This window comes from Pseudomonas sp. B3(2017) (genome assembly GCF_002113595.1).
GTDB classification, from domain to species: domain Bacteria; phylum Pseudomonadota; class Gammaproteobacteria; order Pseudomonadales; family Pseudomonadaceae; genus Aquipseudomonas; species Aquipseudomonas ekonensis.
The window spans coordinates 93,071-118,287 of sequence record NZ_NEIU01000006.1; the positions used below are offsets into that span (position 1 = coordinate 93,071).

Below are 25,217 nucleotides of genomic sequence, written 5' to 3' on the forward strand. Positions count from 1 at the left end.
GTGCATGACGCAAGTCACGGTGAAACAACTGGCCGATGAGGTCAAAACACCGGTAGAGCGCCTGTTGCAGCAGATGCGTGAGGCAGGTCTGCCGCACACCGCCGCCGAAGAACATGTGACTGACAGTGAAAAGCAGTCCCTGCTGACTCACTTGAAGAGCAGCCACAAGGCGAAAGTGGAAGAGCCACGCAAGATCACGCTGCAGCGTAAAACCACCAGCACCCTGCGGGTGGCCGGCAGCAAGAGCATCAGCGTAGAAGTGCGCAAGAAGAAAGTTTTCGTGCAGCGCAGCCCGGAAGAGATCGAGGCCGAGCGTCAGCGTGAGCTGGACGAGCGCCGCGCCGTGGAAAACGCCGCCCGTCAAAAGGCAGAAGAGGAAGCCCGCCTGCGCGCCGAAGAAGAAGCGCGCCGTCAGCCTCCTGCTGCCCCGGCCGCTGCGGCCGAGCCTGTTGCAGCCCCGGCTCCGGTTGCCGAGCCTGTGCGCGAAGCGGTATCCGCAGCGCCGGCCGCTCCGGTCGTCGAAGTGCGCAAGCGTGACGACCAGCGTCGTCCGGACAAGCCACGCGCCGACGAGAACAGCCGTCGCGGCGGCGGTGACGGCGAGCGCAAGAACGCTCCGCACCGCGCATCGGTCAAGGAAAAGGCGCCGGCCCCTCGCGTGGCGCCCCGCACTACCGACGAAGAAAGCGATGGCTTCCGCCGCGGCGGTCGCAGCAGCAAGTCCAAGCTGAAGAAACGCAACGCCCACGGTTTCCAGAGCCCTACCGGGCCGGTGGTGCGTGACGTGAAGATCGGCGAGACCATCACTGTGGGCGATCTGGCCCAGCAGATGTCGGTCAAGGCTGCTGAAATCATCAAGTTCATGTTCAAGCTGGGCACCCCGGCCACCATCAACCAGGTTCTGGACCAGGAAACTGCCCAGCTGGTCGCCGAAGAACTGGGCCACAAAGTGACCCTGATCAGCGACACCGCCCTGGAAGATTCCCTGGCCGAGTCCCTGAAGTTCGAAGGCGAGGCGGTGCCTCGTGCTCCGGTCGTGACCGTCATGGGTCACGTTGACCACGGCAAGACCTCGCTGCTCGACTACATCCGTCGCGCCAAGGTCGCTGCGGGCGAAGCCGGCGGCATCACCCAGCACATCGGTGCGTACCACGTCGAAACCGAACGCGGCATGGTCACCTTCCTCGACACCCCGGGTCACGCGGCGTTCACCGCGATGCGTGCCCGCGGCGCCAAGGCGACCGACATCGTGATCCTGGTGGTCGCGGCCGACGACGGCGTGATGCCGCAAACCATCGAAGCCGTTCAGCACGCCCAGGCTGCTGGCGTGCCGCTGGTGGTGGCGGTGAACAAGATCGACAAGCCGGGTGCCGACCTCGATCGCATCCGCAGCGAGCTGGCGACCCACGGCGTGACGCCGGAAGACTGGGGTGGCGACACGCCGTTCGTTCCGGTTTCGGCGAAGATGGGTACCGGCGTCGACGAACTGCTCGAAGCCGTGCTGCTGCAGGCCGAAGTGCTTGAGCTCACCGCCACTCCGTCGGCCCCTGGCCGTGGTGTCGTGGTCGAGTCGCGTCTGGACAAGGGCCGCGGCCCGGTGGCCACCGTGCTGGTTCAGGACGGTACCCTGCGTCAAGGCGACATGGTGCTGGTCGGTTCGAACTATGGCCGCGTGCGCGCCATGCTCGACGAGAACGGCAAGCCGATCAAGGAAGCGGGCCCGGCCATTCCGGTCGAGATCCTAGGCCTGGACGGCACGCCTGACGCCGGTGACGAGATGAGCGTGGTGGCCGACGAGAAGAAGGCCCGTGAAGTGGCCCTGTTCCGTCAAGGCAAGTTCCGCGAAGTCAAGCTGGCCCGCGCTCACGCCGGCAAGCTGGAAAACATCTTCGAAAGCATGGGCCAGGAAGAGAAGAAGACGCTCAACATCGTCCTCAAGTCCGACGTCCGCGGTTCGCTGGAGGCCCTGCAAGGCGCCCTCAACGGCCTGGGCAACGACGAAGTGCAAGTGCGTGTGGTCGGTGGCGGCGTCGGTGGCATCACCGAATCCGACGCCAACCTGGCACTGGCTTCCAACGCCGTGCTGTTCGGCTTCAACGTGCGTGCCGATGCGGGCGCACGGAAGATCGTCGAGCAGGAAGGTCTGGACATGCGTTACTACAACGTGATCTACGACATCATCGAAGACGTCAAGAAGGCCCTGACCGGCATGCTCGGCAGCGATGTCCGCGAGAACATCCTGGGTATCGCCGAAGTGCGTGACGTGTTCCGTTCGCCGAAGTTCGGCGCGATCGCCGGTTGCATGGTGGTCGAGGGTGTCGTGCACCGTAACCGTCCGATCCGCGTACTGCGTGAAGACATCGTGATCTTCGAAGGCGAGCTGGAATCCCTGCGCCGCTTCAAGGATGACGCTTCCGAAGTCCGTGCCGGTATGGAATGCGGCATCGGCGTGAAGAGCTACAACGACGTCAAGGTCGGCGACAAGATCGAAGTCTTCGAGAAGGTTCAGGTTGCTCGCAGCCTCTGACTCGCGCACTTCGGGAGCCGCAACGGGCCGCCGCAGCGATCTGCGCAGCCCGTCCGGCGGACTCTAAACGCAACGCCCGGTCTGGCCTCCGCCAGGCCGGGCGTTTGCCGCTTTCAGACCTCACGGGTTTCGCCGTGGGGCAGTTACAGGTAACAAACCATGGCAAAAGAATACAGCCGTACCCAACGTATCGGCGATCAGATGCAGCGTGAGCTGGCCCAGCTGATCCGTCGTGAAGTCAAAGACCCGCGCGTCGGCCTGGTCACCATCACTGCGGTGGATGTCAGCCGTGACGTCGGTCACGCCAAGATCTTCATCACTGTGATGGGGCAGGACAACGCTGCCGACATCGCGCAGAGCATCAAGGTGCTGAACGCCGCCGCCGGTTTCCTGCGCATGCAGCTGGCCCGCGAAATGAAGCTGCGCAGCGTGCCGCAACTGCATTTCCACTACGACGAAAGCGTCGCCCGCGGCGCGCACCTGTCGGCCCTGATCGACCGTGCGGTGGCTGAAGACAGCCTGCACGAGACGGCGGCCGAACCCGAAGACACCAAGGAGTAATCCGGTGGCCCAGGTCAAACGTATCCGTCGTAACGTCAGCGGCATCATCCTGCTCGACAAGCCGCTGGGGTTCACCTCCAACGCGGCGCTGCAAAAGGTTCGCTGGCTGCTCAACGCCGAGAAGGCCGGGCACACCGGCAGCCTCGACCCGCTGGCCACCGGCGTGCTGCCGCTGTGCTTCGGCGAGGCGACCAAGTTCTCGCAGTACCTGCTCGATTCCGACAAGGGCTATGAGACGCTGGCGCAACTGGGCAAGACCACTACCACGGCCGATGCCGAGGGCGAGGTTCTGCAGGAGCGTCCGGTGACCGTTGGTCGCGCCGACATAGAAGCCGTCCTGCCGAAATTCCGTGGGCAAATCAATCAGATACCGCCGATGTACTCGGCGCTCAAGCGTGATGGCCAGCCGCTCTACAAGTTGGCCCGTGCAGGTGAAGTAGTGGAGCGCGAACCGCGTTCTGTTACTATTGCGCGCTTGGAATTGCTGGCCTTCGAAGGCGATACTGCGCGACTGGCGGTGGATTGCAGCAAGGGCACCTATATCCGTACCCTGGTGGAGGATATCGGTGAGCAGCTCGGTTGCGGTGCGTACGTCGCTGAATTGCGGCGTACCCAGGCCGGGCCTTTCACCCTGGCGCAGACCGTGACCCTCGAAGAGCTCGAAGCGGCCCATGCCGAAGGCGGCAACGAAGCGCTCGACCGCTTCCTCATGCCGGCGGACAGCGGCCTGCAGGATTGGCCGCTGCTGAAGTTCTCGGAGCACAGCGCGTTCTACTGGCTCAACGGCCAGCCGGTGCGCGCTCCGGATGCGCCGAAGTTCGGCATGGTGCGGGTACAGGATCACAACGGTCGCTTCATCGGCATCGGTGAAGTGAGCGAAGACGGGCGCATCGCGCCGCGTCGCTTGATTCGGTCGGAATGACCGGAACCGGTCCGCGTAACAGCGGGCCGGCGAGGGTGGCTGTCAACAGGCACGGTCACTGCTCTTTTATTGATACAGGGATTTGTCCCTGGCCTGTTGAAACCGTCCCTGGACGGTTTCCTGATAAAAGGATTGCCTCATGGCTCTCAGCGCAGCAGAAAAAGCTCAAATCGTTACCGACTACCAGCAAGCCGTTGGTGATACCGGCTCGCCAGAAGTGCAAGTTGCACTGCTGACCGCCAACATCAACAAGCTGCAAGGTCACTTCAAGGCCAACGGCAAAGACCACCACTCCCGTCGTGGTCTGATCCGCATGGTTAACCAGCGTCGCAAGCTGCTGGACTACCTGAAAGGCAAAGATCTGAGCCGCTACAGCGCTCTGATCGGCCGCCTGGGCCTGCGTCGCTAATCAGCGATTGCGCTATGAGGTTGGTTGCCTGTCGGCTGTCTGCGGTTTTCCGCCGGCAGGCGGCAGGCTTCCAGCCTCAAGTTTTATCTGAGGCACCTGTTTCATCCCGGCAGCACCCCGGACAATCCGCATCGGGCCGATTCCCGACATTGCCCAAGAATTTCGCAAGAAACCAGTTCCCCCAAGAGCCACAAAGAAGGTAGGACACCGTGAACCCGGTAATCAAGAAGTTCCAGTTCGGTCAGTCGACCGTCACCCTCGAGACAGGCCGCATCGCCCGTCAGGCCACCGGCGCAGTGCTGGTCACCGTTGACGACGACGTCAGCGTATTGGTGACCGTGGTCGGCGCCAAGCAAGCCGATCCGGGCAAGGGTTTCTTCCCCCTGTCCGTTCACTACCAGGAAAAGACCTACGCCGCAGGCAAGATCCCTGGCGGTTTCTTCAAGCGCGAAGGCCGTCCTTCCGAGAAGGAAACCCTGACTTCCCGACTGATCGACCGTCCGATCCGTCCGCTGTTCCCTGAAGGCTTCATGAACGAAGTGCAGGTCGTCTGCACCGTCGTCTCCACCAGCAAGAAGACCGATCCGGACATCGCTGCGATGATCGGCACCTCGGCTGCCCTGGCCATCTCCGGCATTCCGTTCGACGGCCCGATCGGCGCCGCCCGCGTCGCTTTCCACGAAAGCACCGGCTACCTGCTGAACCCGACCTACGAGCAACTGGCCGCATCGAGCCTGGACATGGTCGTGGCCGGTACCGAAGAAGCCGTGCTGATGGTCGAGTCGGAAGCCAAGGAACTGACCGAAGACCAGATGCTGGGCGCCGTGCTGTTCGCCCACGACGAATTCCAGTCGGTCATCAAGGCCGTCAAGGAACTGGCCGCCGAAGCCGCCAAGCCGACCTGGGACTGGGCGCCTGCCGCCGAGGCCACCGAACTGCTGGGCGCGATCCGTGCCGAGTTCGGCGAAGCGATCTCCCAAGGCTACACCATCACCGTCAAGGCCGACCGCTACGCCCGTCTGGGCGAGCTGCGCGACCAGGCGGTCGCCAAGCTGTCCGGTGAAGAAGGCCAGCCTTCGGCCGGCGACGTCAAAGCGGCTTTCGGCGAAATCGAATACCGCACCGTTCGCGAGAACATCGTCAACGGCAAGCCACGCATCGACGGCCGCGACACCCGCACCGTGCGTCCGCTGAACATCGAAGTCGGCGTGCTGCCGAAGACCCACGGTTCGGCGCTGTTCACCCGTGGCGAAACCCAGGCCCTGGTGGTCGCGACCCTGGGCACCGCCCGTGACGCGCAACTGCTGGACACCCTGGAAGGCGAGAAGAAAGACTCGTTCATGCTGCACTACAACTTCCCTCCGTTCTCGGTGGGCGAGTGCGGTCGCATGGGCGGTGCCGGTCGTCGCGAAATCGGTCACGGCCGTCTGGCCCGCCGTTCGGTCCAGGCCATGCTGCCTGCCGCCGACGAATTCCCGTACACCGTTCGTGTGGTGTCGGAAATCACCGAATCCAACGGCTCCAGCTCGATGGCTTCCGTGTGCGGCGCTTCCCTGGCCCTGATGGACGCCGGTGTGCCGATGAAGGCACCGGTGGCCGGTATCGCCATGGGCCTGGTGAAGGAAGGCGAGAAGTTCGCCGTCCTGACCGACATCCTGGGTGACGAAGACCACCTGGGCGACATGGACTTCAAAGTGGCCGGTACCGCCAAGGGCGTCACCGCGCTGCAGATGGACATCAAGATCAAGGGCATCACCGAAGAGATCATGGAGATCGCCCTGGGCCAGGCCCTGGAAGCTCGCCTGAACATCCTCGGCCAGATGAACCAAGTGATCGGCCAGTCGCGTACCGAACTGTCGGCCAACGCACCGACCATGATCGCGATGAAGATCGACACCGACAAGATCCGCGACGTGATCGGCAAAGGTGGCGCGACCATCCGTGCAATCTGCGAAGAGACCAAGGCGTCGATCGACATCGAAGACGACGGCTCGATCAAGATCTTCGGCGAAACCAAGGAAGCCGCAGAAGCTGCCCGTCAGCGCGTTCTGGGCATCACCGCCGAAGCCGAGATCGGCAAGATCTACGTGGGCAAGGTTGAGCGTATCGTCGACTTCGGCGCGTTCGTCAACATCCTGCCGGGCAAGGACGGTCTGGTGCACATCTCGATGCTGAGCGACGCTCGCGTAGAGAAAGTCACCGACATCCTGAAAGAAGGCCAGGAAGTGGAAGTGCTGGTGCTGGACGTGGACAACCGCGGCCGCATCAAGCTGTCCATCAAAGACGTGGCGGCTGCCAAGGCTTCGGGCGTTTAATCGACCCCAGGCTTTCGCGCAATGAAAATGCCCCGCCGTGAAAACGGCGGGGCATTTTTTTTCCTGTCAAAAATGATTGCGGCGCGAGATGGGTTGCCGGGCGCCGAGACCGATGCTAGGTTTAGCCCACCGCCCGTGTAGCTCAGCCGGTAGAGCAGCGCACTCGTAACGCGAAGGTCGCAGGTTCGATTCCTGTCTCGGGCACCATTCCCCTCATTTCACCTTGCGGCTCAGCTCCTCCACGGTGCGCTTGAGCTGATCCATCGCACGGTCCTGATCGCTGACGTCCCGCTTGAGGCTCGACAGCTCGCTTGAGCTGGAGCTGGAACCGCTGCTGCGTTTGAGTTCCTCGACCTGCCGGCGCAGGTTGTCCAGTTCCCGGTCCTGCTCCTTGACCTTGTTCCTCAGTTCGTCGGTGTCGCGGCTGCCGGCGCTTGAGCTGGAACCGCTGCTGCGTTTGAGTTCTTCCATCTGCCGGCGCAGGGTGTCCAGTTCACCGTCCTGTTTCTTGACCTGTTCCTTGAGCTGGTCAGTCTCCCGGCTGCCGGCGCTGGCGCTGGAGCCGCTGCTGCGTTTGAGCTCTTCGAGCTGGCGCGTCTGGTCGCCGAGGGTGTCGCGCATCTTCTTCAGTTCATCGAGGCTGATGTCGGTTCTGACGATCACGGTCTTGCCGTTGTCGTTGTGGATGGCGGGAACCGAGTCGCCGTAGCCGGGGAGCCGGTCGCTCAGCTCGATGGCCATTGCATTGCCCGGCAGGGCCAGCGCCCCGAGCAGGGCGGTCATTGCGGTAGTGGACACAACAGACGACAACTTCGAAAGGCTGCGCATCACTGGGTTTCCTTGTGGACAGCGGAGAGGCGTGCCGATATGGCACATCGCTATGACTCGGAATCCGGATTTATGTTCCCCCGGTCAGCTTTTTGTGCGAGAGATGTAAAGACCCGTGTCATTCGTCATCCAAACGTCCTATATTCGGCGCCAGCACAAGCATCGCCCTGCAGTGTTCAGATGATCCCGAATGGTTCCGAGGCCGGACAATCCGCGGCAGAGAGATCCCAGAAGATCCAGATCCATCACCCATTCCCCTGATCAGCGAGAACGCCATGATCCCAAAAGAACAACGAATCGATGTAGCGCTGGAGAAATACCTGGCGGCGACGCCTTCCCTTCAGGAAGAGATCAGCGCCCTGGACGCCACCGAGCAAAAGCAGCAGGCGCAGTGGGCGTTCGAGGACGAAGCCGAGTCCCGCGGGCTGGAGCCTTGGGAACTGGTGCTGGAGCTGGTGGCCGAGACGCCGCAGGAGCTCAAGGCCATGCGCCTGGAAGTGCATCAGGAAGTGGCCGAAGCCTTGGGCATGAAGCTGCAGGCCTATCTTGAACTCAACGAAATCGACGATTGAAACAAAAACGCCAGCCCCGACGGAGCTGGCGTTTTTCGTTGCGCGGCGGCTTCAGAGGCTCAGGCGCATCGACAGGTCCACCGCCTTCACGTCCTTGGTCATGGCGCCGATGGAAATGTAGTCCACGCCGGTGCGGGCGATCGGCAGCAGCGTGCTTTCGTTGATGCCGCCGCTGGCCTCCAGCTTCGCCTTGCCGCCGTTCAGGCGTACGGCTTCGCGCATGTCGTCCAGGCTCAGCTCGTCGAGCATGATGATGTCGGCGCCGGCGTCCAGCGCCTCCTTCAGTTCATCCAGGCTTTCCACTTCGACCTCCACCGGCTTGCCCGGCGCGATCCGGTGCGCGGCGGCGATGGCCTGGGGGATGCCGCCGCTGGCGGCGATGTGGTTTTCCTTGATCAGGAACGCGTCGTACAGGCCGATGCGGTGGTTGTGGCAGCCGCCGCAGGTCACCGCGTACTTCTGCGCCAGGCGCAGGCCCGGCAGGGTCTTGCGGGTGTCGAGCAGCTTCACGCCGGTCTCGGCGACGAAATCCGCCAGTTGTCGGGCGCGGGTCGCGACACCGGAGAGCATCTGCAGGAAGTTCAGCGCGCTGCGTTCGCCGGTCAGCAGCGAACGGGCCGGGCCTTCCAGGTGGAACAGCGGCTGGTTGGGGCTCACCCGGTCGCCGTCGCGCACCTGCCAGTGCACCGCCACCCGCGGGTCGAGCTGACGGAACACGGCGTCGACCCAGGCGGTGCCGCAGATGACGGCGGCGTCGCGGGTGATGATGGTCGCCTTGGCCAGGCGTTCGGCCGGGATCAGTTGTGCGGTGATGTCGCCGCTGCCGATGTCTTCGCGCAACGCACGGCGGACGTTGGCTTCGATTTCGGCGGTCAAATCGGCGAGACGTAGGTTCGGCATAACGGGCTCCACAGACAAAGTGGCCCGATTATAGGGGCATGGCAGGGCCCAACCCAAGGCGGGTGCGCAGGGACTTGAGCGCAGCCGGTCGATTTCCTTGAGCAAATGCGCGCCGGGAGCGGTCACTGGAACAGCGCCGGGGCCTAGGGGAATCCCTGAGGGCTCTGGCGCCGGGGACATTTTTTGCAAGATAATCCGCCTTGCATTTGACGTCATGGCTTTGACGTTTGTCTTTGAGCCCGCTTTCCGGCCGTTCCCCGACAGGGATCGGCAGGCCCGCGCACTTGAAGAATCACCGTTTCAGGAGGCTTGGATGCACAACGACGGGAATGTAGTGCCTTTGCGCAAGGCCGCTACCGATCCGGCGAACCCTTCGCCGCTCGCCCGCCTGCCTGTGATTCTGCTTCAGGTGCGCGACAAGGCCACCCAGCAACTGCGCCACGGCCTGCAGGCGCTGTTCGACAATGCCGACGACACCCTGTTCGAAATGGCCGACCGAGCCCGCAGCGACGTCGAGCAGAACCTCTTTTTCGAGGCCATGCGCGACCTGCGCCTGAAGCGCAAGAACATCGAGCGCGGCTTTCTCGAACATCTCTTCGAGGCGTTCGTCGGCCTCACCCAGTACGATCCCGCGCAAAACGCCTTGCCGTCCTCGCTGCTGCCGGACGAAACCTCTGAACGCACCGACGACCGGGAGCGCAGCGTCGCCATCGAGACCATGGTCGGCCGTGTGCTGAGCCGCGACGGTTTCGCCCTCGATCAATTGACGGCGCGGCTCAATGCCCTGCTCGGCAAGACCCTGGAGGATCGGCACAACCCGCTGGGTCCTTCGATGTTGTGCGAATATTTCCTGCTGGCCGGGCGCAACCTGGGGGTGGGGATCAAGGTCAAGCTGATTCTGCTCAAGCTGTTCGAGCGTTACGTGCTGGCCGACACCGATCAGCTGTATGCCGAAGCCAATCAGTTGCTGGCCGCCACCGGCGTGCTGCCCGAGCTGAAACCGGCGCCCGCGCGCCGTGCCATCGACCAGGCCGTCACCCGTGCCAGCAGTGAGCCGACGCACAGCGAACCGCCTCCGCTGGAGGACGGCGTGCAGGAAGTCTTCTCGGCGTTGCAGGCACTGCTGTCGCACCTGCGCGGCAGCGTGGCGCCGATCCTGGAGCCCAGTTCGGCGGTTCAGCCGATCTCCACCCGCGACCTGCTGCGCCTGCTTTCGCACTTGCAGCAGTACGTGCCGACGCTGGCGGCGTTGGACGATTTCGACCTGCGCAACCAGCTCGAGCAATTGCTGACCCAGGTGAGCGTGCGCAGCGGCAAGTCGCGCATCGTCGGCGGCGCCGACGAGGACGTGATCAACCTGATCGCCATGCTGTTCGAGTGCATCCTCGACGACCGCAACCTGCCGGATTCGCTCAAGGCGCTGATCGCTCGGCTGCAGATCCCGATGCTCAAGGTCGCGGTGCTCGACAAGAGTTTCTTCAGCCGCAGCAGTCACCCGGCGCGGCGCCTGCTCAACGAAATCGCGGACGCCGCCATGGGCTGGGGCGAGTGCGACGGCCATGCGCGGGACAGCCTGTACCTGCGCATCGAGCAGGTGGTGCAGCGCTTGCTGACCGATTTCAATGACGATCCGGCGATCTTCTCCGAGCTGCTGGCGGATTTCCTGGCCTTCACCGGCGACGAGCGCCGCCGCAGCGAATTGCTCGAGCAGCGCCTGCGCGATGCCGAGGAGGGGCGGGCGAGGACCGAACTGGCTCGCCGCCGGGTGGAGCAGGCGCTCAACCAGGCGTTGCCGGGCAAGGTGCTGCCGCCCAAAGTGGTGGCGTTCGTCCAGGATGCCTGGAGCAAGGTGCTGCTGTTGACCTGCCTGAAGCACGGCGACCAGAGCGCCGAATGGCGGGCGGACGTGCAGACCATGGAGCAATTGGTCTGGAGCGTGCAGCGTCACGATGGGCCGGAGTCCGGCATGCGCCTGCTGGCGATGGTGCCGGGGCTGCTCAAGTCGTTGCGCGACGGCCTGAGCAGTTCGGCGTTCGACCCGTTCGCCACCAGCGAGTTTTTCAGCGAGCTGGAAGCGCTGCACGTGCGCCTGTTCGAGCGTGCCGATGAGTCCGGCCCCACCGAGGCGCTGGTCTTAGTCGAGGTGGCGTTGCCGGTGGCCCTGCGCGCGGCGGACGAGGGCATGCCTTTGCGCCTGCCGCAGGACGATGCCGGCCTGCGGCAGGTCGAGCAGTTGCGGCTGGGCAGTTGGGTGGTGTTTCGCGAAGACGAAGAGCACACCTTGCGCTGCAAGCTGGCGGCCATCAACGAGACCACCGGCAAATACGTGTTCGTCGACCGCACCGGCATGAAAGTGCTGGAGCGCGACCGCACCGGGCTCGCCCTGGAGCTGCGTCGCGGCGCGGCGTGGCGGCTGGACGACACCTTGCTGTTCGACCGCGCGCTGGAGTCGGTGCTGGGCAATCTGCGGCGGCGCAATCGCGCCAAGTGATCGCGTCCGGCACGCCGATCACGGCATACTGGGCGCCAACACAGATGGCGTTGAAGGAATCGGTATGCAGTTGGATCCCGCAAGCGGGTGGTGTCACGGGGTGCAGGTCTGTCCGTCGCCCAACTTCAATGAACGCCCGACGGGCGAAGTCTCCCTGCTGGTCATCCACAACATCAGCCTGCCGCCGGCGCAGTTCGCCACCGGCAAGGTGCAGGAATTTTTCCAGAACCGTCTGGATGTCACCGAACATCCCTACTTTGCGGGTATCGCCGACCTGCGGGTGTCTGCGCACTTTCTGATCGAGCGTGACGGCAAGGTCACTCAGTTTGTCTCCTGTCTTGAGCGCGCCTGGCACGCCGGCGTCTCCCGTTTCGAGGGACGCGAGACCTGTAACGATTTTTCCGTGGGCATCGAGCTCGAGGGCACCGATGATCTACCGTTCACCGACGCGCAGTACCAGGCGCTGACCGCGCTGACCCGGCAGTTGCAGGCGAGGTTTCCGGCCATCACCGGACAACGCATCTGCGGGCACAGCGACATCGCCCCCGGCCGCAAGACCGACCCGGGGCCGGCATTCGACTGGGCACGCTACCGGGCGGCCCTGGCACAAGAGGAAGGACAATGAGTTTTCTGGTGTTGCTGTTGGCGGTCTGGATCGAGAAATTCTCGGCCCTGCGCCATCGGGTCCAGCGCGACGGCGGATGGATCCGCGAACTGCACAAGCTCGAAAGCGGCGGCCTGGCCAAGCGCCCTTGGCTGGTGCTGACGGTGCTGGTGCTGCTGCCGGTGGCGCTGCTGGCGTTGCTGCTGGTGGTGCTGGAACCGGTGGCCTACGGCCTGCTGGCCCTGCCGGTGCATCTGCTGGTGGTGATCTACAGTCTGGGGCGCAACGACCTGCTCGGCGGCCTGGGGCCGTTCCGCGACGCCTGGCGCCGGGAAGACCTGCAAGCGGCGGCCCACGTGGCCAAGCGCGACCTGGGCATCTGCGCCGACCGTGGCGAGCAGTTGCTGGCGCGGGTGCAGGGGCATCTGCTGTGGCAGGCCTACCAGAGCTTCTTTGCGGTGATCTTCTGGTATTTCCTGCTGGGCCCGGTGGCGGCCTTGAGTTACCGCTTGCTGGCGCTGGCCGAGGAGAACGCCGCGAACCCGGCGGTGGCCGAACGGGCGGCGCAGCTGCGGCACGCGTTCGACTGGGTGCCGGTGCGCCTGCTGGCGGCGAGCCTGGCACTGGTGGGCAACTTCGTCGCGGTCAGCCGGGTGATGCTGCATGAACTGCTGAACTGGCACATCAGCGCCGCCCGCCTGATCGACAAGGCAGGCCTGGCCGCCGGGGAGATCCCGCCGCCGGTGACCGGCCCGGAAGGCATCAACACCCTGGATTGCCTGTGGGAACTGCTGCTGCGCGCCGCCGTGCTGTGGTACGCCGGGTTTGCCTTGTGGACCGTCCTGGTCCGCTGACCCGCATAGCCTGAGGCGAGGGCGCTTGCTCCCGTCGGACTGCGCAACACGCCCGCTGCGAATGGGGCGCTCCGCTTCCCGGCGGGAGCTAGCGCCCTCGCCTCGGCCGTTAACCTTAAGTTACAAAACCTCCCTCCGATTTGAGCTATACAGAGATGGCGCTCGATAGTGGCTATCTGCTTTCGCCCCGCGCCTGCCAATAAAAACAAGAACAAACCGAGGGAGACTTCCAGTGAAGAGCTTGCTCTATCCCGCCGTCTCGCTGATGAACCGCCTGAGCTTCGGCATGAAGTTCAGCCTGATCAGCGTCCTGTTCCTGGTGCCGATGCTGGTGACCAACTTCTATCTGGTGCGCGATTCGTACCGCGAGTTCCAGGGCACCCGGGTGGAACTGCAAAGCCTCGACCTGCTGGGCAGCAGCCTGAGCCTGCGGCGGGATCTGGAGACCCTCAACAACCTGGTGCAGATCAACGTGACCCTCGGCCAGTCGGGCAAGGCGGGCAATGTCGAAGCGAACATCACCACCCTTGAGCAGAACGTGCTGACGCGCCTTCAAGGGCTGAAGGCGATGACCGACGATCCGGAGCAGACCGCGGTGTTCGACGCCAAGCGCGATGAGATGATCGCCGCGTTCAAGGCCCAGCAAGCGGAAAACTCCCTGCAAAGCAAAAGCGCGCTGATCGGCAAGCTGCTGGGCAGCGCGCAGATCTTCAGCCAGATCGTCGCCAGCCAGGCCGGCTTGAGCCGCGACGGCCAAAGCGACATGCGCCAGCTCAGCGAGCTGGTCACCGCCATCACCCCGGCCGTCACCCAGACCCTCGGCGAAGGCCGGGCCATGGGCTCGTACTCGTTGGGCCAAGGTTTTCTCAACAGTTCATCCAGCACCCGCTTCGACGAGCTGCTGGCGCAGATCGAAAAACTCCAGGCCGAGTACGGCCTGAAGCTGCAGGATGCCCTCGGTTCGAGCAAGGCGGCGCGGGAGTTCCTCAGCGCCCCGGCGGACGCCAGCAAGGCCTCGCTCAAGCAGGCCAGCGAGCTGTTCGAGGAGCAAGTGGTGATGGCCGACACCCTCGATGCGCCCTGGCAGGCGTTCTACGATCAGGTCAGCGGGCTGATGGAGCGCACTTACCAGCTCAACGAAGCGACCCTGAAGTTCCTCGACAGCCAATTGCAGCAACGCCTGGCCCAGAACCGCACGCACATGGTGCTGCAAGCGGTGGCGCTGGCGGTGGTGTTCGTGCTGATTTTCTACCTCTACGGCGGTTTCTACGCGTCGACCCGCACCACCCTGAAACGTCTGGGCGCCATGATGGACAAAGTGGCGGCCGGCGACATGACGGTGAATTTCCGCGCCAACAGCCGGGATGAACTGGGCGAGCTGGGTGAGGTGTTCAACGGCACCGTGAAGAAGATCCACGACCTGATCGAACGGGTCGGGCAGACCGTCAGCGAGGTCGAGCGCCAGGCCGGGCAGGTGCAGAGCGTGTCGGCCCAGAGCAACCAGGCGGTGGCCGGCCAGCGTACCCAGATCGAGCAGGTGGCGACGGCCATGAACCAGATGTCGGCCACTTCCCAGGAAGTGGCGCGCAGCGCCGCGGCGGCGGTCAGCAGCGCCCACAGCGTGAACGACGAGACCGTCAGCGGGCGCGGCCTGGTGGAGTCCCAGCAGGGCAGCATCGCGGCGCTGGCCAGCGAGATCGATCAGTCAGTGCTGGTGATCAACCAGTTGGCCAGCGACAGCCAGTCGATCAGCAGCGTGCTGGAAGTGATCAAGAGCATCGCCGAGCAGACCAACCTGCTGGCGCTCAACGCCGCTATCGAAGCGGCGCGGGCGGGCGAGCAGGGGCGGGGTTTTGCGGTGGTGGCGGACGAGGTGCGCACGTTGGCCAAGCGCACCCAGCAATCGACCGAGGAAATCGAGCAGATGATCGCCAAGCTCCACGGCGGCGTGGGCGCGGCGGTGAAGGCCATGGGCGTCAGCCATCAGATGGCCAACGGCACCGTGGGGCAGTCGGAAAAGGTACAGCAGGCGCTGGAAAACATCCTCGGCGCGGTCGGAATGATCGTCGACCAGAACCAGCAGATCGCCGCCGCGGTGGAGCAGCAGACTGCCGTGGCCCACGACATCGACCAGAACATCGTCGAGATCAACCGTGCCGGCGAGCGTACGGCGCAAGGCGCGCACCAGACCGAGAACGCCAGTCGCGCCCTGTCGGCGCAGGTGGTGGAGCTCAAGCAGTTGATCAACGCGTTCCGGGTCTGACGTTGGGTTCGATCCGGCCTTCGTGGGAGCGGTCGTGCTCCCACGGCTGAGGTTGTGGAATTTTTTGTAGTACTTTTTTGCTTACATTTGTAAGCCAAATCCTGTTTTTCTCCGCGCTCTGTTTTTTCGTCTTCAATCAATCAAGATCACCCGACTTGACCGCTTGGAGGAGCCCGTTAATGTCCGTCGCCACCTTGGGAGTCCAAGGCCGTTGCGCCCATTGTCAGACCACCCTGGTGCTGAAACCCTGGCAACTCAATGCCCTTTCGATCAACGAAGCCTTCACCTGCCCCCATTGCGAGCAACGGCTGGAGCTGCGTTGCCCGCAGCAGATCAAACGGTTCAGGTCCCTCGACTCGCTGGGGCTGTTGCGCGCCAGCGCGCGGGTGACGGTGTGCACCGCGCTGCTGGTGGCGCTGGTGATGGAGTGGGTGGGGCTGCTCAGCGTCACCGAACAGTTGAACGCGTCGTTGATCACGGTGTTCGTGTACTTCGCCGTCACGCGTTACTTCCGCCACCGGCAGCGCCTGACGCTGATCCTCGACGCCGCCAAGGCCCACGGCGACTGATCTACCAGCCGAACACCTCGCAGGCATTGGCGGTGCTGGCGTCAGCCAGCCGTTCGGGGCTGACGGCCATCAGGGCGGCCAGCGCCGCGCAGATCGCCGGCAGATGCGCGGGGGTGTTGCGCACGCCGGGGAACATGGCGGGGGCCATGTCCGGCGAGTCGGTCTCCAGCACCACCGAATCGAGCGGCAGATCCGCCAGCACCCGGTGCAGGCGCAGCGCCTGGGGCCAGGTCGGCGCGCCGCCCAGGCCCAGCCGGAACCCCAGCTTGATGTACTCCCGCGCCTCTTCGCGGCTGCCGGTGAAGGCGTGGATGATGCCGGCGCGCTTGAGCCTGAAGCGCTTGAGCGTGGCGATCACCGCCGCATGGCTGCGCCGCACGTGGATCAGCGCGGGCAGCCCGAAGTCCGCCGCCAGTTGCAGCTGAGCCTCGAACAGCGCCTGCTGGCGCTCGCGGTCGAGGGTTTCGATGAAGTAGTCCAGGCCGATCTCGCCCACCGCGCACAATTGCCGATGGCCGCGCAGCCGGGTCAGCCAGTCGCCGAGGGCCTGCACGTCTTGCGGGCGGTGTCGGTCGAGATACACCGGATGCAGGCCGAACGCCGCGTACAGGTCGGCGTCGCCCTGCACCAGGTCCCACACCCGTTGCCAATTGCCTTCATATACCCCCAGCACCACCATCCGCCGCACTCCGAGGGCGCGGCTCTCGGCCATCAACGCCGTGCGGTCGGCGTCGAAGTCGGGAAAGTCCAGATGGGTGTGGCTGTCGATCAGCTCCACGGTTCAGTCCCGGCGGATGCGCTGCTTGAAGGTGCGGGCGATGGCCTGCACGCCGGGCTCGTAGTCCGATTGCTCGACGGCGGCCAACGCCAGGGCCAGGGCCTTGTCGGCGATCAGCTGGTGCTGCTGGGCCATGGCGTTGACCGGCAGCGGCAGGAAGTCCAGCAGTTGCGTGTCGCCGAAGGTGCCCAGGCGCAGCGGGCGGTTCTTGAGCGGGAAGTCGTGCAGCGCATCGAACACGCCCTGCAGCAGCACGTAGGACGTAGTCACCAGTGCTTCCGGCAAATGTCCCAGCCGTTGCAGGAGTTCTTCCATCAGTTGCTTGCCGCAGTCGCGGCTGAACGACTCGGCATGCTCGATGAGGATGTCGCCCTTGAACCCGGCCAGCGCCTGCCTGAACCCGGCGGCCCGCTCCTGGCTGATGCTCAGTTCGGGACGGGCGCCGAGCAGGACGATCTGCTTGGGTTGCGGTTCGAGCAGGCTTTGGGTCAGGTGCAGGCTGGCCTCGCGGTCGTCGCTGATCACCGAGCAGAAGTGCGCAGGATCCATCACCCGGTCGATGGCAATGATCGGCAGGCCCTTGGCCTGCAATTGGCGATAGCTGTCGTCGCCGGCCGGCAGGCAACTGGCGACGATCAGCGCATCGCAGCGGCGGGCGCGGAACAGTTGCAGCAGTTGCCGTTCGCTGTCCGGCGCATCGTCGGAGCTGGCGATCAGCAATTGGTAGCCCCGGGCCCGGGCGCCTTGTTCCAGCAGCTTGGCGATCCGCGCGTAACTGGGGTTTTCCAGGTCCGGCAGGATGAAGCCCAAGGTGCGGGTGTGCCGGCTGCGCAGCCCGGCCGCCTGGGGGTTGGGGGTAAAGCCGTGCTGATCGACCACCGCCCGCACCCGCTCGACGGTGGCGTTGCTGATGCGTTGCTGTTCGGCCTTGCCGTTGATGACGTAGCTGGCGGTGGTCACGGACACTCCGGCCAGCCGCGCGATATCACTGAGTTTCACCCGGGATTTCCTTGTTTTTTCCAGCGTGCCCCGACATTTTCGCCAATCCTACCCGATTCGGGGAGGCGACCATTGTCGCAGCGCAGCCGACGGTTGGCCTTCAAGGATGGGACATTATCGAGTAACGTGCCGATCAATCTAGATTAAACGTTTCAGCGGGCGTATTTTCTGCACTTTAGTCGCCTTTGGCCGCAGCTGCCGCGAATCCGCCAAAACTGCCCCTGAAAAGTGCAGGCGCTAAGCTGAAACTATCCACAACAATACCTGGCACCTCCCGATGCCAAAAAGGAGAACGCATGCTCGAGCTCACTGTAGAGCAGATTTCCATGGGCCGGTCGGCTGTGGATAAGTCCGCCGCCCTGCAACTGCTGGCTGACCGCCTGGTGGCCGATGGATTGGTGGCCGACGGTTACCTGGCCGGGCTGCAGGCGCGGGAGGCCCAGGGCTCGACCTTTCTCGGGCAAGGCATCGCCATTCCCCACGGCACCCCGGAGACCCGCGATCAAGTGTTCGCCACCGGCGTGCGGCTGATGCAGTTCCCCGACGGCGTGGATTGGGGCGACGGCCAGATCGTCTACCTGGCCATCGGCATCGCGGCCAAGTCCGATGAGCACCTGCGTCTGCTGCAACTGTTGACCCGCGCCCTGGGCGAGACCGACCTGGGCCAGGCGCTGCGCCGCGCCGGCTCGCCCGAGGCGTTGCTGAAGCTGCTGCAGGGCGCGCCCCAGGAACTGGCGCTGGATGCGCAGATGATCGGCCTTAGCGTGTCCGCCGACGATTTCGAAGAACTGGTCTGGCGCGGTGCGCGCCTGCTGCGCCAAGCCGATTGCGTGAGCAACGGCTTCGCCGGCGTGCTGCAGCAGGTCGAAGCGCTGCCGCTGGGCGACGGCCTGTGGTGGCTGCACAGCGAACAGACCGTGAAGCGCCCCGGCCTGTCATTCGTCACCCCGGACAAGCCGATGCGCTACCTCGGCCAGCCCCTCAACGGGCTGTTCTGCCTGGCCAGCCTGGGCGAGGCCCACCAGGCGCTGCTCGAACGCCTGTGCGCGCTGCTGATCGAGGGGCGCGGCCATGAGCTGGGCCGCGCCACCAGCAGCCGCAAAGTGTTGGAAGTGCTGGGCGGCGAGCTGCCGGCCGACTGGCCGAGCGCGCGCATCGCCCTGGCCAATGCCCATGGCCTGCATGCACGGCCGGCGAAGGTGCTGGCGCAACTGGCGAAGAATTTTGAGGGCGAGATCCGCATCCGTCTCGTCGACGGCCAGGACAGCGCCGTGTCGGTGAAAAGCCTGAGCAAGCTGCTCAGCCTCGGCGCCCGTCGCGGCCAAGTGCTGGAACTGATCGCCGAACCGGCCATCGCCGCCGATGCCCTGCCGGCGCTGCTGGCGGCCATTGAAGAAGGGCTGGGCGAAGAGGTCGAGCCGCTGCCGGCGGTCGCCCCTGCGCAGGAGGCGCTCGCCGAGGTGGCCGAGGTGCTTGTCGCGCCGGCCTCCGGCAGCCTGCTGCAAGCCATCGCCGCCGCCCCCGGCATCGCCATGGGGCCGGCGCACATTCAGGTGCAACAGGCCATCGATTACCCGCTGCGCGGCGAGTCCGCCGCCGTCGAGCGCGAGCGTCTCCAGCAAGCGCTGAGCGAAGTGCGCCACGACATCCAGGGCTTGATCGAGCGCAGCCAGGCCAAGGCCATCCGCGAGATCTTCATCACCCACCTGGAAATGCTCGACGACCCGGAGCTCACCGACGAAGTCGACACCCGCCTCAAGCAGGGCGAAAGCGCCGAGGCGGCGTGGATGGCGGTGATCGAGGCGGCGGCGAAGCAACAGGAGTCGCTGCAGGACGCCTTGCTCGCCGAGCGCGCCGCCGACCTGCGCGACATCGGTCGGCGGGTGCTGGCGCAACTGTGCGGCGTGCAGACCCTGAGCGAGCCCGCGCAACCTTACATTCTGGTGATGGAAGAGGTCGGCCCCTCCGATGTGGCGCGGCTCGATCCGGCGCGGGTGGCGGGGATCCTCACCGCGCGCGGTGGGGCCACCGCCCACAGCGCCATCGTGGCCCGGGCGCTGGGCATTCCGGCGCTGGTCGGCGCCGGCGCTGCGGTGCTGTTGCTGGCGCCGGGCACGCCGCTGCTGCTCGACGGGCAGCGCGGCCGCCTGCACGTGGACGCCGACGCCGCGACCCTGCAACGGGCCGCCGAAGAGCGCGACAGCCGCGAGCAACGTCTGAAGGCCGCCGCCGAACAGCGCCATCAACCGGCGCTCACCGCCGACGGCCACGCAGTGGAGGTGTTCGCCAACATCGGCGAAAGCGCCGGCGTCGCCAGCGCGGTGGAGCAGGGCGCCGAAGGCATCGGCCTGCTGCGTACCGAGCTGATCTTCATGGCCCACCCGCAAGCGCCGGACGAGGCCACCCAGGAAGCCGAATACCGCCGCGTCCTCGACGGCCTCGCCGGTCGGCCGCTGGTGGTGCGCACCCTGGACGTGGGCGGTGACAAGCCGTTGCCCTATTGGCCGATCGCCAAAGAGGAAAACCCGTTCCTCGGCGTGCGCGGCATCCGCCTGACCCTCCAGCGTCCGCAGATCATGGAAGCGCAGTTGCGCGCCTTGCTGCGTTCGGCCGACAACCGTCCGCTGCGGATCATGTTCCCCATGGTCGGCAGCGTCGAGGAGTGGCGTCAGGCCCGGGACATGACCGAGCGTCTGCGCCGGGAAATCCCGGTGGCCGACCTGCAACTGGGGATCATGATCGAAGTGCCCTCCGCCGCGCTGCTGGCGCCGGTGCTGGCCCGCGAGGTGGACTTCTTCAGCGTCGGCACCAACGACCTGACCCAGTACACCCTGGCCATCGACCGTGGCCACCCGACCCTTTCGGCCCAGGCCGACGGCCTGCACCCGGCGGTGCTGCACCTGATCGACATCACCGTGCGCGCCGCCCATGCCCACGGCAAATGGGTCGGCGTGTGCGGCGAGCTGGCGGCCGATCCGCTGGCGGTGCCGGTGCTGGTCGGCCTCGGTGTGGATGAACTGAGCGTGGCCGCCCGCAGCGTCGCCGAAGTCAAGGCGCGCATCCGTGAACTGACCCTGACCCAGGCGCAAACCGTCGCCCGGCAAGCGCTTGCCGTGGGCAGCGCACAGGATGTGCGCGCATTAGTGGAGGCTCTGTAAATGGCCAAGATCCTGACCCTGACCCTCAACCCGGCCCTCGACTTGACGGTGCGCTTGCCGCGCCTTGAGGCCGGCCAAGTCAACCGCAGCGACGAGATGCACAGCCACGCCGCCGGCAAAGGGGTGAACGTCGCCCAAGTGCTGGCGGACCTTGGGCATCAGCTGACGGTCAGCGGGTTCCTCGGCGAGGAGAACCTGCAAGCGTTCGAGAACCTGTTCGCCCGGCGCGGGTTCGTCGACGCCTTCATCCGAGTGCCGGGCGAGACCCGCAGCAACCTCAAACTGGCCGAGCACGACGGTCGCATCACGGACATCAACGGGCCGGGGCCGGTGGTCGGCGCCGTGGCGCAGCAAGCCTTGCTCGACCGTCTGGTGCAGATTGCGCCGGGGCACGATGCGGTGGTGGTGGCCGGCAGCCTGCCGCGCGGGGTGAGCGCACAGTGGTTGCGCGAGCTGATCGAGCGCCTGAACGGTTTGGGCCTGAAGGTCGCGCTGGACACCAGCGGCGAAGCGTTGCGCACGGCGCTCAAGGCCAACCCGTGGCTGATCAAGCCCAACGCCGAAGAGTTGGCCGATGCGCTGGGTTGCGATGTGCTGTCCCACGAGGCCCAGGCGCAGGCGGCCAACCGCCTGCACGCCCAGGGCGTCGAGCATGTGGTGATTTCCCACGGGGCCGAGGGCGTGAGCTGGTTCGCGGTCGGTGCGGCCCTGCACGCCACGCCGCCGAAGGTCCGCGTGGCCAGCACGGTGGGGGCGGGCGACTCGCTGCTGGCCGGCATGCTTCACGGCCTGCTCAGCGCCGATACGCCCGAGCAGACCCTGCGCACCGCCACGGCGATCGCCGCGCTGGCGGTGACCCAGATCGGTTTCGGCATCCACGATGCGGCGCGCCTGGCGCCGCTCGAACAGGGCGTGCGCGTGCGTCCCCTGACAGAACAATAAGAGGGTTTGTCATGAAGTTAGCCATTGTCACGGCCTGCCCGAACGGCATGGTCACCAGCGTGCTGTGCGCCCGCCTGCTGGAGGCGGCGGCCCAGCGCCAGGGCTGGAGCACCAGTGTCGAGGTGGTGGATGCCACGCACCCGGAACGCCGGATGTCGGCCGCCACCCTCGAGGCGGCCGAGTGGGTGCTGCTGGTCGCCACGGGGCCGGTGGACATGACCCGGTTCATCGGCAAGCGGGTGTTCCGCATCGCGCCGTCGCAGGCGTTGCAGGATGTCGAAGCGGTGCTGCGGCGCGGGGCCGTCGAGGCCGCCGTGCACGTCGCCGATCACGCCGAAGCCGTGCCTGCGGCAGCGGGCGCTCCGCGCCTGGTGGCCGTCACGGCATGCCCGACCGGCGTCGCCCACACGTTCATGGCCGCCGAAGCCTTGCAGCAGGCCGCCAAGCGCCTGGGCTATGAGCTGCAGGTCGAGACCCAGGGCTCGGTCGGCGCCCGCAACCCGCTCAGCGCAGCGGCCATCGCCGAGGCGGACGTGGTGCTGCTCGCGGCGGACATCGAAGTCGCCACCGAGCGTTTCGCCGGCAAGCGGATCTACCGCTGCGGTACCGGCATCGCCCTCAAGCAGTCCGAAGCCACGCTGAAGAAAGCCCTGGCCGAGGGCAAGCAGGAGAGCGTCGCGGGCGACGCAAAGGCTGCGCCGAAACAAGAGAAGACCGGCGTCTACAAACACCTGCTGACCGGTGTGTCGTTCATGCTGCCGATGGTGGTGGCGGGCGGCCTGATGATCGCGCTGTCGTTCGTGTTCGGCATCACCGCGTTCAAGGAGGAGGGCACGCTGGCGGCGGCGCTGATGCAGATCGGCGGCGAGACGGCGTTCAAGCTGATGGTGCCGTTGCTGGCCGGCTATATCGCCTATTCCATCGCCGACCGTCCGGGCCTGGCGCCGGGGATGATCGGTGGCCTGCTGGCGAGCACCCTCGGGGCCGGGTTCATCGGCGGGATCGTCGCCGGGTTCATCGCCGGCTACGCGGCCAAAGCGATCAGCCGCTATGTGGCGTTGCCGCAAAGCCTCGAGGCCTTGAAGCCGATCCTGATCATCCCGTTGTTCGCCAGCCTGTTCACCGGGCTGGTGATGATCTACGTGGTCGGCAAACCGGTGGCGGGCATGCTGGCGGCGCTCACGCACTTTCTCGACAGCATGGGCACCACCAACGCGATCCTGCTCGGCGTGCTGCTGGGCGGCATGATGTGCGTCGACCTCGGCGGGCCGATCAACAAGGCCGCGTATGCGTTTTCGGTGGGCCTGCTGGCGTCTCAGAGCTACGCGCCGATGGCCGCGACCATGGCCGCCGGCATGGTGCCGCCGATCGGCCTCGGCCTCGCGACGTTCCTCGCCCGGCGCAAGTTCGCCCAGACCGAACGCGAGGCCGGCAAGGCGGCGCTGGTGCTGGGGCTGTGCTTCATTTCCGAGGGGGCGATCCCGTTCGCGGCCAAGGATCCGCTGCGGGTCATCCCCGCGAGCATCGCCGGCGGCGCGCTGACCGGTGCGTTGTCGATGTACTTCGGCTGCAAGCTGATGGCGCCCCACGGCGGGCTGTTCGTGATGGCGATTCCGAACGCGATCAACCATGCGTTGCTGTATCTGCTGGCGATTGTCGCGGGGAGTGTGCTGACGGCGTTGGCGTACGCGCTGGTCAAGCGGCCGGAGTCGGTGGAGCTGGCCGTGGAGCCCAGCGCCGCGTGATCGCCCGGGGAGCGGCGCTGCCTGTGTCGCCTTCATCGCCAGCAGGCTGGCTCCCACAGGCCTGATCGCCTGCCGATAGGCACCGGGTGTCACTCCGGGGTCATGAAGCCGTGCTTTAGTTTTCCTTTTTTCAGGGAGAACACCATGAGCGAATTCGACCTCGGTCGCCGACGGGTCATGCAGGTCGTCGGCGCCGGACTGCTGGTGCCGGGCATGGCGCCGGCCGTGATCGCCTCGGTCAAGGACCGGCCGAAACTCACCGACGGCGTGCAGTCCGGCGACCTGCAGGGCGACCGGGCCATGATCTGGAGCCGCACCGACCGCCCGGCGAAGATGGTGGTGGAATGGGACACCCGCAGCCGCTTCGCCAATCCGCGCCGCGTCGTATCGGCGCTGGCCGATGCCGGCACCGACTTCACCGCCCGGGTCGAGCTCACCGGCCTGCCCGCCCACCAGGCGATCTTCTATCGCGTGCACTTCGAAGACGCCCGCACCGGGGTCGCCAGCGAACCGTGGCTGGGCCACCTGCGCAGCGCACCGTCGGGCCGGCGTGACATTCGTTTCGTCTGGAGCGGCGACACCGTCGGCCAGGGCTTCGGCATCAACCCGGACATCGGCGGCATGCGCATCTACGAAGCCATGCGCCTGCGCCTGCCGGACTTCTTCATCCACAGCGGCGACACCATCTACGCCGACGGCCCGGTGCCGGCGCAACTGACCGTCGAAGGCGGCCGCCTCTGGCGCAACCTCACCAGCGAAGCCAAGAGCAAGGTCGCCGAAACCCTCGACGAATACCGCGGCAACTACCGCTACAACCTGATGGATGAGAACGTCCGCCGGTTCAACGCCGAGGTGCCGCAGATCTGGCAGTGGGACGACCATGAAGTGGTGAACAACTGGTCGCCGGGCAAGCAGCTCGACGAGCGCTACCAGGAAAAGGACATCCACACGCTGCTGGGCCGCGCCCGCCGCGCCTGGCTCGAGTACGCGCCGATGCGCCTGCAGGCTGCCGACGGCGGCGGGCGGATCTACCGCCGGCTGAGATACGGGCCGATGCTGGAGGTGTTCGTGCTCGACATGCGCAGTTACCGCGGGGTCAACGACGACAACCTCGGCGCGGCCAAGCCGTTCCTGGGGCGTGAGCAGTTGGACTGGCTCAAGCGCGGACTCAAGAGTTCGAAAGCGCAATGGAAAGTCATCGCCGCCGACATGCCCATCGGCCTCGGCGTGCCGGACGGCGAAGTCAGCCCCGGCGTGCCGCGCTGGGAAGCGGTGGCCAACGGCGACCCCGGCCCGGCCCTGGGGCGCGAGCTGGAGATCGCCGAACTGCTCGGTTTCCTGCGGGCGCAGCAGGTGCGCAACTTCGTGTTCCTGACGGCGGACGTGCATTATTGCGCCGCCCATCACTACCACCCGGACCGCGCCGCGTTCCAGGACTTCGAGCCGTTCTGGGAGTTTGTCGCGGGGCCGTTGAACGCCGGCAGCTTCGGGCCCAATGCGCTGGACAAGACCTTCGGTCCCGAAGTGGTGTTCCAGAAGGCGCCGCCGACGCAGAACGCCTCGCCGTTCGCCGGCTTCCAGTTTTTCGGTGAGGTGAACATCGACGGACGCAGCGGCGAGATGAGCGTGGTGCTGCGGGATCTGAACGGGGTGGCGGTGTTCGAGCAGAAGCTGCAGCCGGCCTGACCCCTGCGGCACCTGTAGAAGCGAGCCTGCTGGCGATGGGTCAGTCAACGGTGAGTCGACAGGCCCGGCGCCATCGCCAGCAGGCTGGCTCCCA

The 25,217-nt window shown here is 65.7% G+C and carries 19 protein-coding genes, 1 tRNA gene and 1 pseudogene; 17 read left to right on the forward strand and 4 right to left on the reverse strand.

The features are described from left to right. Positions 1-4: 4 nt before the first annotated feature. From infB to CAG33_RS10925, 6 genes are all read left to right on the forward strand, one after another. Positions 5-2,527 (forward strand): translation initiation factor IF-2, encoded by a 2,523-nt coding sequence (infB, locus tag CAG33_RS10900; protein WP_085578452.1) that lies wholly within the window; start codon positions 5-7, stop codon positions 2,525-2,527. A gap of 159 nt (positions 2,528-2,686) precedes the next feature. Continuing rightward, positions 2,687-3,088, forward strand: coding sequence for a 30S ribosome-binding factor RbfA (gene rbfA, locus CAG33_RS10905; RefSeq protein ID WP_085578454.1), 402 nt, complete (start codon positions 2,687-2,689; stop codon positions 3,086-3,088). Between the two features lie 4 nt (positions 3,089-3,092). Continuing rightward, positions 3,093-4,010 (forward strand): tRNA pseudouridine(55) synthase TruB, encoded by a 918-nt coding sequence (gene truB, locus CAG33_RS10910; protein ID WP_085578456.1) that lies wholly within the window; start codon positions 3,093-3,095, stop codon positions 4,008-4,010. Between the two features lie 139 nt (positions 4,011-4,149). Next, the gene (gene rpsO, locus CAG33_RS10915; protein WP_085578459.1) at positions 4,150-4,419 is read left to right on the forward strand and encodes a 30S ribosomal protein S15; all 270 of its coding nucleotides are present in this window, start codon (positions 4,150-4,152) and stop codon (positions 4,417-4,419) included. 209 nt (positions 4,420-4,628) lie between these two features. Continuing rightward, on the forward strand, positions 4,629-6,734 hold the full coding sequence (gene pnp, locus CAG33_RS10920) for a polyribonucleotide nucleotidyltransferase (protein ID WP_085578461.1): 2,106 nt from the start codon (positions 4,629-4,631) through the stop codon (positions 6,732-6,734). Positions 6,735-6,865: 131 nt separating this feature from the next. Then, positions 6,866-6,941 (forward strand) — tRNA-Thr (locus CAG33_RS10925). 6 nt (positions 6,942-6,947) lie between these two features. Here CAG33_RS10925 and CAG33_RS10930 read toward each other — a convergent pair. Further along, a complete protein-coding gene (locus CAG33_RS10930; protein WP_085638371.1) occupies positions 6,948-7,562 on the reverse strand; it encodes a hypothetical protein in 615 nt (204 codons plus the stop codon). 275 nt (positions 7,563-7,837) lie between these two features. Between CAG33_RS10930 and CAG33_RS10935 the strand changes: the two genes are divergently transcribed. Beyond that, the gene (locus CAG33_RS10935) at positions 7,838-8,134 is read left to right on the forward strand and encodes a DUF6388 family protein (protein WP_085638374.1); all 297 of its coding nucleotides are present in this window, start codon (positions 7,838-7,840) and stop codon (positions 8,132-8,134) included. Between the two features lie 51 nt (positions 8,135-8,185). Here CAG33_RS10935 and nadC read toward each other — a convergent pair whose 3' ends face one another. Then, positions 8,186-9,034, reverse strand: a complete 849-nt coding sequence (gene nadC / locus CAG33_RS10940; protein WP_085578467.1) for a carboxylating nicotinate-nucleotide diphosphorylase — start codon at positions 9,032-9,034, stop codon at positions 8,186-8,188. A gap of 313 nt (positions 9,035-9,347) precedes the next feature. Here nadC and CAG33_RS10945 point away from each other — a divergent pair, with 313 nt between their 5' ends. The 6 genes and pseudogenes from CAG33_RS10945 to CAG33_RS10965 all read left to right on the forward strand — a co-directional run bounded on the left by CAG33_RS10945 (position 9,348) and on the right by CAG33_RS10965 (position 15,815). After that, on the forward strand, positions 9,348-11,525 hold the full coding sequence (locus CAG33_RS10945; RefSeq protein ID WP_085578469.1) for a DUF1631 domain-containing protein: 2,178 nt from the start codon (positions 9,348-9,350) through the stop codon (positions 11,523-11,525). 64 nt (positions 11,526-11,589) lie between these two features. Next, positions 11,590-12,150, forward strand: a complete 561-nt coding sequence (ampD, locus tag CAG33_RS10950; RefSeq protein ID WP_085578471.1) for a 1,6-anhydro-N-acetylmuramyl-L-alanine amidase AmpD — start codon at positions 11,590-11,592, stop codon at positions 12,148-12,150. Continuing rightward, the gene (gene ampE / locus CAG33_RS10955) at positions 12,147-12,983 is read left to right on the forward strand and encodes a regulatory signaling modulator protein AmpE (protein WP_085578473.1); all 837 of its coding nucleotides are present in this window, start codon (positions 12,147-12,149) and stop codon (positions 12,981-12,983) included. The genes ampD and ampE overlap by 4 nt, the downstream gene beginning before the upstream one ends. A gap of 1,201 nt (positions 12,984-14,184) precedes the next feature. Then, positions 14,185-14,388 (forward strand): annotated as a pseudogene (locus CAG33_RS29035) (HAMP domain-containing protein); the annotation flags it as partial. Positions 14,389-14,541: 153 nt separating this feature from the next. Then, complete coding sequence (locus CAG33_RS29040) at positions 14,542-15,246, forward strand: methyl-accepting chemotaxis protein (RefSeq protein WP_371856093.1); 705 nt, start codon at positions 14,542-14,544, stop codon at positions 15,244-15,246. 179 nt (positions 15,247-15,425) lie between these two features. Continuing rightward, positions 15,426-15,815: a hypothetical protein gene (locus tag CAG33_RS10965; RefSeq protein WP_085578478.1), complete on the forward strand. Its 390-nt coding sequence runs from the start codon at positions 15,426-15,428 to the stop codon at positions 15,813-15,815. Between the two features lies 1 nt (position 15,816). Here the strand turns inward: CAG33_RS10965 and CAG33_RS10970 are convergent, their stop codons facing one another. Both CAG33_RS10970 and cra read right to left on the reverse strand, forming a co-directional pair. Beyond that, entirely contained in the window at positions 15,817-16,593 is a 777-nt protein-coding gene (locus CAG33_RS10970) for a TatD family hydrolase (protein WP_085638377.1), read from the reverse strand. 3 nt (positions 16,594-16,596) lie between these two features. Next, positions 16,597-17,592, reverse strand: coding sequence for a catabolite repressor/activator (cra, locus tag CAG33_RS10975; protein WP_085638380.1), 996 nt, complete (start codon positions 17,590-17,592; stop codon positions 16,597-16,599). A 296-nt stretch (positions 17,593-17,888) separates the two neighbouring features. Between cra and ptsP the strand changes: the two genes are divergently transcribed. The 4 genes from ptsP to CAG33_RS10995 all read left to right on the forward strand — a co-directional run bounded on the left by ptsP (position 17,889) and on the right by CAG33_RS10995 (position 25,123). Then, on the forward strand, positions 17,889-20,750 hold the full coding sequence (ptsP, locus tag CAG33_RS10980) for a phosphoenolpyruvate--protein phosphotransferase (protein ID WP_085638383.1): 2,862 nt from the start codon (positions 17,889-17,891) through the stop codon (positions 20,748-20,750). Continuing rightward, the gene (pfkB, locus tag CAG33_RS10985; RefSeq protein WP_085578486.1) at positions 20,751-21,692 is read left to right on the forward strand and encodes a 1-phosphofructokinase; all 942 of its coding nucleotides are present in this window, start codon (positions 20,751-20,753) and stop codon (positions 21,690-21,692) included. An 11-nt stretch (positions 21,693-21,703) separates the two neighbouring features. After that, positions 21,704-23,437, forward strand: coding sequence for a PTS fructose-like transporter subunit IIB (locus CAG33_RS10990; protein WP_085638386.1), 1,734 nt, complete (start codon positions 21,704-21,706; stop codon positions 23,435-23,437). A 144-nt stretch (positions 23,438-23,581) separates the two neighbouring features. Further along, the gene (locus CAG33_RS10995; protein WP_085638389.1) at positions 23,582-25,123 is read left to right on the forward strand and encodes an alkaline phosphatase; all 1,542 of its coding nucleotides are present in this window, start codon (positions 23,582-23,584) and stop codon (positions 25,121-25,123) included. Positions 25,124-25,217: the final 94 nt, after the last annotated feature.

What these genes read in the sequence shown, in the direction of transcription:
- CAG33_RS29040 (WP_371856093.1), top strand. Translation starts at nt 14,542, where the DNA reads ATGTCGGCCACTTCCCAGGAAGTGGCGCGCAGCGCCGCGGCGGCGGTC.
- ptsP (WP_085638383.1), top strand. Translation starts at nt 17,889, where the DNA reads ATGCTCGAGCTCACTGTAGAGCAGATTTCCATGGGCCGGTCGGCTGTG.
- rpsO (WP_085578459.1), top strand. Translation starts at nt 4,150, where the DNA reads ATGGCTCTCAGCGCAGCAGAAAAAGCTCAAATCGTTACCGACTACCAG.
- CAG33_RS10965 (WP_085578478.1), top strand. Translation starts at nt 15,426, where the DNA reads ATGTCCGTCGCCACCTTGGGAGTCCAAGGCCGTTGCGCCCATTGTCAG.
- CAG33_RS10935 (WP_085638374.1), top strand. Translation starts at nt 7,838, where the DNA reads ATGATCCCAAAAGAACAACGAATCGATGTAGCGCTGGAGAAATACCTG.
- nadC (WP_085578467.1), bottom strand. Translation starts at nt 9,034, where the DNA reads ATGCCGAACCTACGTCTCGCCGATTTGACCGCCGAAATCGAAGCCAAC.
- CAG33_RS10990 (WP_085638386.1), top strand. Translation starts at nt 21,704, where the DNA reads ATGAAGTTAGCCATTGTCACGGCCTGCCCGAACGGCATGGTCACCAGC.
- CAG33_RS10930 (WP_085638371.1), bottom strand. Translation starts at nt 7,562, where the DNA reads ATGCGCAGCCTTTCGAAGTTGTCGTCTGTTGTGTCCACTACCGCAATG.
- ampD (WP_085578471.1), top strand. Translation starts at nt 11,590, where the DNA reads ATGCAGTTGGATCCCGCAAGCGGGTGGTGTCACGGGGTGCAGGTCTGT.
- infB (WP_085578452.1), top strand. Translation starts at nt 5, where the DNA reads ATGACGCAAGTCACGGTGAAACAACTGGCCGATGAGGTCAAAACACCG.
- CAG33_RS10995 (WP_085638389.1), top strand. Translation starts at nt 23,582, where the DNA reads ATGAGCGAATTCGACCTCGGTCGCCGACGGGTCATGCAGGTCGTCGGC.
- CAG33_RS10945 (WP_085578469.1), top strand. Translation starts at nt 9,348, where the DNA reads ATGCACAACGACGGGAATGTAGTGCCTTTGCGCAAGGCCGCTACCGAT.
- ampE (WP_085578473.1), top strand. Translation starts at nt 12,147, where the DNA reads ATGAGTTTTCTGGTGTTGCTGTTGGCGGTCTGGATCGAGAAATTCTCG.
- pfkB (WP_085578486.1), top strand. Translation starts at nt 20,751, where the DNA reads ATGGCCAAGATCCTGACCCTGACCCTCAACCCGGCCCTCGACTTGACG.
- rbfA (WP_085578454.1), top strand. Translation starts at nt 2,687, where the DNA reads ATGGCAAAAGAATACAGCCGTACCCAACGTATCGGCGATCAGATGCAG.